This window comes from Sphingomonas sp. Ag1, assembly GCF_000980895.1.
Taxonomy (GTDB): Bacteria; Pseudomonadota; Alphaproteobacteria; order Sphingomonadales; family Sphingomonadaceae; genus Sphingomonas; species Sphingomonas panaciterrae.
This window is the reverse complement of record NZ_LAZX01000069.1, coordinates 1-10,994: the sequence shown is the minus strand read 5'-3', so window position 1 is coordinate 10,994 and position 10,994 is coordinate 1. Positions and strand designations below refer to the sequence as shown.

General features: G+C 60.8%; 8 protein-coding genes and 2 pseudogenes. 4 read left to right on the top strand and 6 right to left on the bottom strand.

What is annotated here, in order from left to right:
* Nucleotides 1-153: 153 nt before the first annotated feature.
* The 5 genes and pseudogenes from XM50_RS01905 to XM50_RS01885 form a co-directional block, all read right to left on the bottom strand.
* Nucleotides 154-552 (bottom strand): annotated as a pseudogene (locus XM50_RS01905) (Tn3 family transposase); the annotation flags it as partial.
* A gap of 56 nt (nt 553-608) precedes the next feature.
* On the bottom strand, nt 609-3,578 hold the full coding sequence (locus XM50_RS01900) for a Tn3 family transposase (RefSeq protein ID WP_014072601.1): 2,970 nt from the start codon (nt 3,576-3,578) through the stop codon (nt 609-611).
* A 91-nt stretch (nt 3,579-3,669) separates the two neighbouring features.
* The gene (merA, locus tag XM50_RS01895; protein ID WP_021222959.1) at nt 3,670-5,046 is read right to left on the bottom strand and encodes a mercury(II) reductase; all 1,377 of its coding nucleotides are present in this window, start codon (nt 5,044-5,046) and stop codon (nt 3,670-3,672) included.
* Between the two features lie 79 nt (nt 5,047-5,125).
* Nucleotides 5,126-5,455: a heavy-metal-associated domain-containing protein gene (locus tag XM50_RS19390; protein WP_004213249.1), complete on the bottom strand. Its 330-nt coding sequence runs from the start codon at nt 5,453-5,455 to the stop codon at nt 5,126-5,128.
* Between the two features lie 12 nt (nt 5,456-5,467).
* Entirely contained in the window at nt 5,468-5,863 is a 396-nt protein-coding gene (locus XM50_RS01885; protein ID WP_014072602.1) for a mercuric transporter MerT family protein, read from the bottom strand.
* A 76-nt stretch (nt 5,864-5,939) separates the two neighbouring features.
* On the opposite strand from XM50_RS01885, the gene XM50_RS01880 reads away from it, so the two are divergent.
* Together XM50_RS01880 and XM50_RS01875 are read left to right on the top strand one after the other, a co-directional pair.
* Nucleotides 5,940-6,362: a MerR family transcriptional regulator gene (locus XM50_RS01880; RefSeq protein ID WP_014072603.1), complete on the top strand. Its 423-nt coding sequence runs from the start codon at nt 5,940-5,942 to the stop codon at nt 6,360-6,362.
* A 170-nt stretch (nt 6,363-6,532) separates the two neighbouring features.
* A complete protein-coding gene (locus XM50_RS01875) occupies nt 6,533-7,093 on the top strand; it encodes a recombinase family protein (protein ID WP_004213255.1) in 561 nt (186 codons plus the stop codon).
* 62 nt (nt 7,094-7,155) lie between these two features.
* On the opposite strand, the pseudogene XM50_RS01870 reads toward XM50_RS01875, so the two are convergent.
* Nucleotides 7,156-9,657: pseudogene (locus tag XM50_RS01870) on the bottom strand (Tn3 family transposase); the annotation flags it as partial.
* Between the two features lie 125 nt (nt 9,658-9,782).
* On the opposite strand from XM50_RS01870, the gene XM50_RS01865 reads away from it, so the two are divergent.
* On the top strand, nt 9,783-10,403 hold the full coding sequence (locus tag XM50_RS01865) for a recombinase family protein (protein ID WP_008832583.1): 621 nt from the start codon (nt 9,783-9,785) through the stop codon (nt 10,401-10,403).
* Nucleotides 10,400-10,930 (top strand): GNAT family N-acetyltransferase, encoded by a 531-nt coding sequence (locus XM50_RS01860; RefSeq protein WP_007686150.1) that lies wholly within the window; start codon nt 10,400-10,402, stop codon nt 10,928-10,930. Before XM50_RS01865 ends, XM50_RS01860 begins: the two co-directional genes overlap by 4 nt.
* Nucleotides 10,931-10,994 lie beyond the last annotated feature (64 nt).

Here is a 10,994-nt window from a genome sequence, read left to right as displayed (position 1 = left end):
CAAAGCTCTGGCTTCTGTCGCTTAGGGCAGCGCTTCCTAAAACGAAAAGAAGGCAATGTGCGCGTCTCCGCGAACAAAGCCTCCAGCGATCAATCTAAGAGATTCCGCCGCGCTTCTCAATCGTAGGGGGCGTTTGCGGGAGGGGGCGGAATCCTACGCTAAGGATTTGGGCCAGCGATATTCCCCGGTTAGATTGATGTGTTCCCATCCCAACGGCGAGACGTGGGCGAGTAGATCAGGCGCGATATGGGTACCGCTGGCGGCCCGGGTATTGACGACCTCGCCGAGCTTCATGGTGTTCCAGAATATGATGATGGCGGCGAGCAGGTTCATTCCGGCGATGCGATAGTGCTGGCCTTCGCCGGATCGATCCCGGATTTCACCTCGGCGGTGGAAGCTGATGGCGCGCTTTAGGGCGTGGTGGGCCTCACCCTTGTTGAGGCCGATCTGAGCCTGGCGCTGGAGGCCGGCATCAAGAATCCAGTCGATCATGAACAGGGTTCGCTCGATGCGGCCCACCTCTCGCAATGCGAGGGCCAGCTCATTCTGGCGTCACCTCAAGGTTTGTTCGCCAGACAACGATTTCTCGGACATAAGCGGAACATGGGCTACGCTACACGCTTCAACCGCGCCATTGGCTCGTTGAGTGGGTGGAATTCACCTGCTGGAAGTCGCCTGGCCTGCTCCCAGAGGTAATCGCCGGTCAGACTGATGTGCGCCCAGCCCATCGGAGAAAGGTGCGCAAGCAGTGCCGCATCGAACGTCGTGCCGACAGCGTTGAGGTGCTGGGCGGCCCGGTCGAGATAGACCGTGTTCCAGTAGGAAATCGCCGCAATCAGCAGGTTCAGCCCAGATGCGCGAAATTCCTGATTTTCCAGCGAGCGATCGGTGAACCGACCCTGCCGGTTGGTATAGATGGCGGCGGCAAGCGTGTGCCTCGCCTCGCCTTTGTTGAGACCGGCCTGACAGGCACGTCGCAGTTCCGGTTGTTCAAGCCAATCGAGCGTGAACAAAGTGCGCTCGATACGGCCCAGTTCAGCCAATGCAAAATCCAGCCTGTTCTGGCGTTTGTAGGCGGCAAGTTTTCGCAAGATTACTGACGGCGCCACCGTGCCATCCTTGATTGAGGCGACAATCCTGACGATGTCATCCCAATCGGCCTCGATCGCTGCCGTTTTGATGGTGCGGCCCATCAGATTTTCGATGCCCTTGTATGTCGATGGCGCAGCGATCGAACCCAGCTTGCGGTCGCCAATATCGCGCAGCCGGGGCGCGAAGCGGAACCCGAGTAGGTGGCAGAGTGCGAAAACATGATCGGTGGCGCCGCCGGTATCGGTATAGTGCTCATGCAACGGAAGGTTGCCGGCGCCCAGGACAAGCCCGTCGAGCACGTAAGGCGCTTCACCTGCCGTCGCGGACATGATCCGTGATCCGAATGATGCGAAGTGATCGGAAAGGTGAGAATAGATTTTCACGCCAGGTTCGGCGCCATATTTGGCATTGACGTCCGCCGCCCCTGAACGGCTCCGCCCCGACCGGAAGAACTGGCCATCGGACGACGAACTGGTGCCAGCGCCCCAATGCCGCGCGAAGGGTAATTCGTGATGGGCTGAGATGATCATGGCCAGCGCGGCCTGATAGTTCTCGGGTGAAAGATACCAGTTGTGGGTCCATGCGAGTTGGGCATAGCTGACGCCTTCGCTGGCATTGGCCATCCGCTCCAGCCCGAGGTTGGTGCCATCAGCCAGAATTGCGGCGAGTACCGTGCTGGGGTTGTCGTGCTCCTTGCCTGAGCGCAGGTCACGGAATGCGTTCAAAAAACCAGTGCGTTCGGCGACTTCAAGCAGCAGCTCGGTGATGCGCACGCGGGGAAGCAGGGTATCGAGCTTGCGATCGAGGGCTTCAGCTTCCGGTGGGGTGACAGGCGGCATTTGCTGAAGCTTGAGCCGGTCTCGTTCGAGCGACACTCCCTCAAGCTTGTTTGTTTTCAACTGCTTGGCAAATCGGCGCAGCCGCCAGTCAAGATTTCGTGCCCGGTCAGCGAGGTAGGATGCAGCATTTGAATCGAACGGAAGCACATCCGCCACTTTGGCGGCGTCGCGCCGACCCAGCAAATAGGCATCGAAGCGCTGATAGTTGCGGGTTCCCTCGATCCATACATCACCGGCGCGCAAACGATCACGCAAGGTTGCCATGATCGCAATTTCATAACGTCGGCGGTCGATACGGCCGCTTTCGGTGATGAGACGCTTCCACTGCCGATTGGGGAATGGCAGTGGAACGCCATCGGGAAGGTCGCGCGACTTTCGTGTGTTCGCATCGCGAATGACATCGATGGCTTTGATCAGTGCCGTCCCTGTTCCAGACGCCTTGAAGGTGAAGGCGTCCAGAAATGCCGGGCTGAAACGCCGTAGCGTGGCGTAACGCTCGGTTGCCGTTACCAGTGCGTCCTCGCCGGCAAGATCAGCAAGGGCATCTACTTGGGCCTTTGCCGCAACAAGCCGGTGCCAGCCCACCGCTTCGTCAATCAATTCGAGCGGATCGCCGCCATTCTGGACAGCCTCATCAAGTGCTGTAATCGTGGCGCCAAACAGCCGCATGAGTTGCCCCACCGACTGAATACTATCTTGGTAGCGACGCTCGCGCCCACGCCGCGCGCGCGTGAACATGCCGCCGATAAGTCGGTCAAACATTTGGATCGCGGCATCGGCAAGTCTGGCCTCAAGGTCGATCACTGCGGCCGTCAACGTCGCCCGCCTGCGATTGACGCTGTAATCCGAAAGCAGGAATGCCGGTGCCACGCCGCCCTCGCGGACAAATTGGGCAAAGCGGAATTCCGGAATGGCGCCCCCAACTACCGGGTGGATACCTATGCCGCGAACATAGCGCAGGCGCTCAAGCAAGCCATTGATATTGGCCGCAGTCGGGGCTTCTTCGAAATTACGCAACCACGCCAGCGGTGTCATGCCGAAATCCGGGTTGTTGATTACGAGTTCGTCTAGCCGTGTCAGTTCAGCAGAGCTGAGGCCTTCGACGATTGCGGCTGCGGCAGCTTTGCGTGCGCGTGCCCGGCCAGCAAGACCGGCGCGTTCCAGTGTGTCGCCTGACGGAAGAATGAACCGCTCACCCTTCAGGCCAACCATGAGGGCGCGAACAATCGGTTCACCTCTGTCTGTATACTCGGCGGCTTGCGCGGCAAGATTCAGGGCAAGTGCCAGGTCGCCGCGTCGAAACGGGCGTATGCCAAGATAACGCGCCACGAGATCGGCATGATCGGTACGGGTTTGCGCGCGCTGACCATATGCAGAGAAGGAGGAAGGATCGACGAATAACTGTGCCGCGAGGTACTGAAGAATGACGTCGGGAAGCCCGATCTCGGGTTGCAGACCAAAGCCGGGATGTCGCATCAAAGCGATTTGTGCAGCCAGACCGAGGCGATTTGCTGGACCATAGCGGCGCCCAACCAATTCAACATCTTCCGCAGAAAGGGTATAATGCCCAATGATCGCGGTTTCTTGGACAGGAGGATCGAACAGGCGCCGGCGCTCGTCTCCGGTCAGAAGTCGGCGTCGTGCCATTTTGCTCTCCCGCTGAGGCGAATAACAAAATTGACACCAAAGCGGCTTGCACTGGAGGGAGGCCATTCGTTGCCGGTTGATCCCCGAGCAATCACCCGGCGCAGCAAGACAGTTTGGCGACATCCTTATCAAACGTTTGGGCCGCCAGTTTGAGGCCTTCCACAGTGGTCAGGTAAGGAAATATCGTTGCACCCAATTCCAGGGTGGTCATGCCGTGTTTGATCGCCAGCACCAGTGTCTGGATCGAATCCGCGCCTTCGGGTGCCATGATCTGGCCGCCCAGCAAACGGTCGTTCGCCTTGTCGGCAATCAGTTTGATGAGACCCCGCGTATCGCGTGCTGCCAGTGCCCTTGGCACAGCATCGAGCGGGAGCAGCGAAACCTTGATGTCCAGGCCTTGCGCCCGTGCTGTCGTTTCAGTGAGGCCGGCGCTGGCGACTTGCGGGTCGGTGAAGACGACGGATGGCATGGAGGAATTGTCGTAGCGGTATTGGTTGCCCGTCACCGCGTTGCGCGCGGCCAGTTTTGCGCCATAGGCGGCCATGTAGACGAACTGGTCCCGTCCCGTTACATCGCCCGCCGCGTAAATGCCTGGAACCGACGTTTCGAGGTGGTCATCGACGACGATTCCACCATTACGGGCAAGCACTATGCCGCGCTCCTCCAGCCCAAGCCCGTCGCTATTGGGTCGGCGTCCGGTGGCGATGAGCACCTGTTCCGCCGCGACGGTGTCACAATGCCCCTCGCAGGTCAATTCGACCCCGCTCTGTGTTTGGGCGATACGCTGATAGCCGACACCTGCGCAAACCCGCACGCCCTCGGCTTCCAAATAGTTTTTCAGCGCGGCACTCACTTCCGGGTCCATTTCGGGGAGCAGGCGGCTTCGGCAGCAGATGGTGACATCAACGCCCAGACGCGAAAACATCTGTCCCAGTTCTACCCCGATCACCCCGCCACCGATCACCAGCAGCGATTTGGGCAAGCGATCCAGCGCCAGCGCCGATGTGCTGGTTAGGTAGGGCACGCTGTCCATCCCCGGAATCGGCGGCACGGCGGCGTGCGCACCCATCGCCAATATGACCTTGCCGACCTTCATGGGCGCATCGCCGACAATCAGCGCACCATCGGCAAAGCGTGCCTTGCCCTCGATATAGCTCACACCGTCATAGGCGGGCAGCAGATCGACATATTTTTTTTGGCGCAGCGTCGTGACAAGATCGTCCTTCGACGCCGCCAATACGGACCAGTCATCCATCTGGACAGCGCCCCCAAGGCCGGGAAAGCGCGCGGCGGCAAGCCCACCATGCACCGCTTCGGCGGCGCGGATCAGCGTCTTGGAAGGAACGCAGCCAACATTGACACAGGTGCCGCCAATCGTGCCGTGACCGACGAGCGCCACTTTCGCGCCCAGATCGGCAGCGGCGATCGCGGCGGAGAACCCGGCAGAACCCGCGCCGATGACGGCCACGTCAAATCCTTCCTGCCCGGGGCGGTTGCAACAGTCGTTCATTGCTTATCGCTTTCTTGAGGCGCTGGCGGCGCCCCGCTCAGTTTTGAATAGCGCGCGCCGGATAACCCGCGTTGGTTGATGCAGCGGCAATCGCAGCAGCATTGGTGCGGCGCGGGTTATAGGTTGCGCGCGCGGTCTTGGCTGCGAAATCGACCGTGACCGCCGTTACCCCGGCGACGCCTTCCATCGCCTTCTTCACGGTGATCGGGCAGGTGGCGCAGGTCATGTTCTCTATGGCAAAGGTGGTTTGCTTCTGAGCGGTTGCGGTAGCCGCGGGGCGATCTTGCGCCGTGCCACTAACTGCATAGGCGACCCCGCCGCCAGCCATAGCCAGCACGGCCATAGCGATACATACTGTCTTTTTCATGGGTATTTCCTTTCAATAGAACCAGGGTGCCCACCAGTCGATGGTGAGCGCCAGGATGGCGACGGCAAGGCCCAGCCACAGCACCGCCTTGGTGGTCCAAGCCGATTGTGGACGAGCGCAGTAGGAACCGTCTTCACAGGGCGGTTTCGGCTTGAAATAGACATGCCAGAAGCCGTAGCCGAGCAGCGCGAGCGTTACGCCTGCGACATAGGGCTTGTAAGGTTCGAGCGCCGTCAGGTTGGCGATCCACGCGCCGGAAATTCCGAGCATAACCAACAGTAGCGGGACGACGCAGCAAGCCGAGGCGAGCCCCGCGCCGATCAATGCGCCCGCCGCAACCCAGTTTGCCTGCTTCGGCTCGTGGTTTTCGGTGAGGGCTGGCTGTCCCGCTTCCGGCGTTGAGACCATGGCTTGAATCCCTTGTTCCAACTGAGTGATTCGCAGTGTAGGCTCTGTAGCCACTACAGACTCAAGAGGTATTTTCATGGAGCAACAGGTCGGCATCTTGCGTGCCCAGCTTGCCCGGAAAACAGGCTGCAATCTCGAAACCATCCGCTATTACGAGAAGGTGGGATTGCTGCCGGGGCCGCCTCGCAGTTCCAACGGCTACCGCGTCTATTCGCCGGAACTGGTGCAAAGGTTGCAGTTCATCCTGCGCGCGCGCGACCTTGGCTATGCAATGGATGAGATACGGTCATTGTTGTCGCTCACCGATACCGGTGCACAAACCTGCGCGGAGGTTATGGCGAGAACCGAACTCCACCTTGAAGATGTCCGCCGCCGCATTGCAGATTTGCAGAAGATAGAGGTGACGCTGGCGACCACGTTAGCCAGATGCACTGGAGATGACGTTGCCGAATGTCCCATCCTGGAAGCACTCCAGTTTTTACCCCATCAAGGCAATTGACGCCATCTTTGAGGGATTTGATTTTGTGATGTCAGCTTGGAGTATAGCCTAACTGGACGTCAGGGCGGTACTGCGGTTTCTGTCAGATTAGGGTGATAAACGGAATTTGTTGACGAATTTCGTTACGTATCATAGATTTCAACCTGACATTTTGATGGAGAGAGTGCGCAGTGAAGGGGCAACGGATCGGCTATGTCCGGGTCAGCACGTTCGATCAGAATGTGGATCGCCAATTGGAAGGTCAGTCGCTCGATCGGACCTTCACCGACAAGGCATCGGGCAAGGACGTCAACCGCCCCCAGCTTGAGGCTCTGCTCACTTTCGCCCGCGAAGGCGATACCGTCGTCGTCCACAGCATGGATCGGTTGGCCCGCAATCTGGATGACCTGCGCAAGCTGGTCCAGGGCCTCACCAAGCGAGGTATCCGGATCGAGTTTGAGAAGGAAAGCCTGTCCTTCTCGGGGGAGGACTCCCCGATGGCCAATCTGATGCTCTCGGTCATGGGTGCGTTTGCTGAGTTCGAGCGCGCTCTGATCCGCGAACGGCAACGCGAAGGCATTGCGATCGCTCGGCAGCGCGGCGCCTATCGGGGGCGGAAACGGTCGCTCTCGGATGAGATGATTGCCGATCTGCACCGCCGCGTTGCCGCCGGTGAACGCAAGGCGACCATAGCGCGCGACATGGGCATCAGCCGCGAAACCCTCTACCAGTACCTTCGCGCCGCTGCCTGACACCAATGTTCACATTATGTCCGGAAAATCGTTGTTCAGCGTACAAAGCTTGAGGTGACGCCATTCTGGCGCGGGTAAGAGGCGAGCTTGCGAAGAATCTGGCTGGGGGCGACGATCCCCGCTGCGATCGTCGCCATGATGCGCAGGATGTCGGGCCAGTTGCGCTCGATGAGCGGTTCATTGATCTTACCTCCGACCAGCGCTCGCACATTGGCCGGCGTCGCGTTGGGCGTGAAGGCATAGAGTCTTTTCTGAGGGAGATCGCGGATACGGGGGGCGAACCTGTAGCCGAGCAAGGCGCAGGCGGCGAACACATGATCGGTGAAGCCGCCCGTGTCGGCAAAATGCTGGCGAACGCGGCGGCCCGCGTCATTCATGAGCAGCCCGTCCAGGATATAGGGAGCCTCGCTGACCGTTGCCGGGATCACCTGGGTTGCGAACGGCGCATATTGATCGGACACATGGCTGTATCCCTTGAGGCCCGGGACGTTGCCATATTTCGCGTTGATCAGATTCATCGCCTCGCCCTGCTCGGTAGCAAGGAAGAACTGCCCGTCGCTGGATGCCGATTGCCCTTGTCCCCAGAAGGCGGCCATGGGCAGGGCGGCGTGGGCCTCCACGATCATGGCGAGCGCCCGATCATAGGCGCTGCCTTCGACATGCCAGCGCGCGATCCGCAGCAATTCCCAGAAGCTGTGCGTGTTGGTCGCCGCCGCCATCTTGCGCAAACCGAGATTGACGCCTTCCGCCAGCAACACGTTCATCAGGCCGATCCGGTCGCTGCAGGGCGCGCCGGTGCGCAGATGCGTGAACGCCTCGGAAAATCCGGTTCGCTCATCGACTTCCAGCAACAGATCGGTGATCCTCGCGGGCGGGAGCTGTTGATAGAGATCGAGCACGAGATCCTCGGCCCCTTCGGGCGTGTCGGCCCTCAGCTTGTCGATGTGCAGCTTGCCGTTCTCGATGATGCCGCCTGGGATCGTGCCGGTTCGCGCCGCGCGGCCAAACTCCTTCAGCCGTGTATCCAGTCGAGCCCTGCGCTCGGCCAGCCATTCGCCGGGTCGCAGCGGCACGGCGAGCCGCGCGGTCTGCTCTATCGCCTGTGGCGGGACCAGAAGCTGCTTGAGGTCGCCATAGCGGCGCGATCCCGCCAACCATATGTCACCGGACCGGAAGGCGTCGCGGATGTGGAACAGCACCGCGATTTCCCAAAGCCGGTGGTCGCCGCTGGGCTCAGCGCGAAGATGACGATGCCATTTCAAGTTGGGACGTAGAAAATCCACCGGCGGATCGACCTTGATCCCGTTACGCAGCATCGCAACGGCCGCCAGAAGAGGCGTGGCGATCGGCGCCGCCTGCATGTCGAGCAGGCGCAGCATCCTGGGCGCGTAGAGGCGGAAACGGTGATAGCCGTCCAGCACACGGCTGAGCGGGTCGGCCGCGAGCACGTTGGTCAGTGCGGAGGCCGTGGCGACAAGGGTTCTGAACCGTTCCCAGCCAGGCCCGGTGGCGATTATCCCGTCCAGGGCCGTGCCATCGTCCTGCGCTCCAAGCAAAGCACCACCGATTTCGGCAAAGGACTTCAGCGTGTCCCGAACGGCCGCCTTTGCGTCGGCGATCCTGGTGTTGCAAAGGCGTTCGGAGGCCCGATAGAGACGGCCTACGATGCGATCGTGGGTCTCCACGATGACATCGGCCAGCGATGACCGCCATTCCAGGGTGCAGACAGCGAGGATCGCAAGCCGCCTGTCTTCGGGCAGATCACGCATGCCGTCGGCGTAATAGCGCTCGCCCTGCCGGCGAAGCCGGGTCACACGATGCGCCGGCACGCCGTCCAGCAAATCCGCCGGAAGATCGAACCTTTGAAGATATTCCAGTCGATCCATCAGCCGGTTAGCGGCTGCTGAATTTGCGCCAACCTCGAACTGTCGCAGCCATACGAAGCGCGTGACGCGACCATCCACCGTATCCTCCAACAGGTGAGCCAAATTCTCGCTCAGGGTTGGCGTGATGCGATGGGCGATAAGATCCTCGATCCGGCGCTCGGCCTCAACCAGCGCATCGGCGCAAAGGCGCTCGATCGTCGAGGAGCCGGGAAGGATCGTGCGGGTGCGGCGACACTCCGCAACGAAGCGACGGGCAAGATCCTCATTCGATGTCGCCGCCTCGGCTTCCCGAGCGATCCATTCGCGCAAATCCCGTGCGCCCCGCCCCGAAAAGGAGCGATAGCCGTAGATTCGGCGAAGGTCCGCCAGATGCTCGTGCCGGGTCTCCTCGCGCGCGGCATAGAGGAGTAGATCGTCGCTGGTCAGGCCGAGCTGGGCCGCGATGAAATCCGATACCTGCGCCGGGATCAACTCGCCAGGAGCGAGCACCCGGCCCGGGTAGCGCAGGACGCACAGTTGCAGCGCGAAGCCAAAACGATTGTGGGCGCGCCGGCGCTGGCGGATATGCCCGAGATCCTCATCGCTGAGGGTATAGTGCCGCAGCAGCTCACCTTGATCGACCGGCAAGTGAAGCAGCGCCTCGCGCTGTCGATCGGTCAGGGTCACGCGACGCGGCATACATGCTCCTTATTCTTTCCGAGCTACGGTTTGAGATAGCTTGATTGAGATGCTGGTTAAGATACACAATAGCCCAATCTTATGTGCTCATGTTCGTCACCGCCTCAAACCTTCGTTTGTGATCCATGCTGATCGGCTACGCCCGCGTGTCCAAAGCCGACGGCTCGCAGTCGCTCGACCTGCAGCACGATGCCCTTCGCGCTGCCGGTGTCGAGCCAGGCAATATCTATGATGATCGTGCATCCGGTAGCCGTGATGATCGCCCCGGTCTTGCCGCCTGCCTGAAATCGTTGCGCGACGGCGATGTCCTCATCGTTTGGAAGCTCGACCGGCTCGGCCGAACGCTCACCCACCTGGTCAGCACGGTGCAGAATCTGTCGGATCGCGGTATCGGTCTGCGGGTGCTCACCGGCAAGGGCGCGCAGATCGACACCACGACGCCATCGGGCCGGATGGTGTTCGGCATTTTTGCCACACTGGCGGAGTTTGAGCGGGATATGATCCGCGAGCGCACCATGGCTGGCCTGGCCGCTGCCCGCGCGCGGGGACGCAAGGGTGGCCGCAAGTTCGCCCTCTCCAAGGCCCAGGTGCGGCTCGCTCAGGCTGCTATGGCCCAACGCGACACGTCCGTTTCCGACCTCTGCAAGGAACTCGGGATCGAGCGCGTCACTCTCTACCGCTATGTCGGTCCCAACGGGGAACTCCGGGATTACGGTCAGCGCGTGCTTGCTGCCAAAACGCGATGATGATGACGGGAGCCCCGATCAAACTTACCCAAGCGGACGCCGCAGACGTTGCAGACCTGTACAACCGTTGCAGCGACTATTTCCTGTTGCAGGACGGGGCCGCGCCCACGCTGGACGATGCTCGCGAGCTTTTCTCCGATGTGCCGCCCGAAAAGAGCGCCCACAATCAAGCTGTCCTGGGATGGAAGGGGCCTGGCGGCCTATATGCAATCGCGGCCATCCTCCGCGATTATCCGCGTGATGGCACATGGTATCTCGGCTTCATGATCGTAGATGCCGCACAGCGTGGTCGTGGCGTCGGACGCTCAATTTACTCGACGGTCGAAAGCTGGGCCGCTGCGAGAGGTGCCACAGAGATTCGGTTGGCCGTGCTGGAAGCGAATGAAGCGGCAGAGCGATTTTGGCGTTCTCTCGGCTTCATTGAGTATCGGCGCGTTGGGCCAGACACCTTCAAAATGCGTAGCCATCGCCGGATAGAACTGAGCCGTCGCCTTTCTGGCGCGACCGTAGAAGGCAGCAACAAGTAAGATCTCGCGCCGGCTATCTGGGCGAGCTTGGCGTAGGATTCCGCCCCCTCCCGCAAACGCCCCC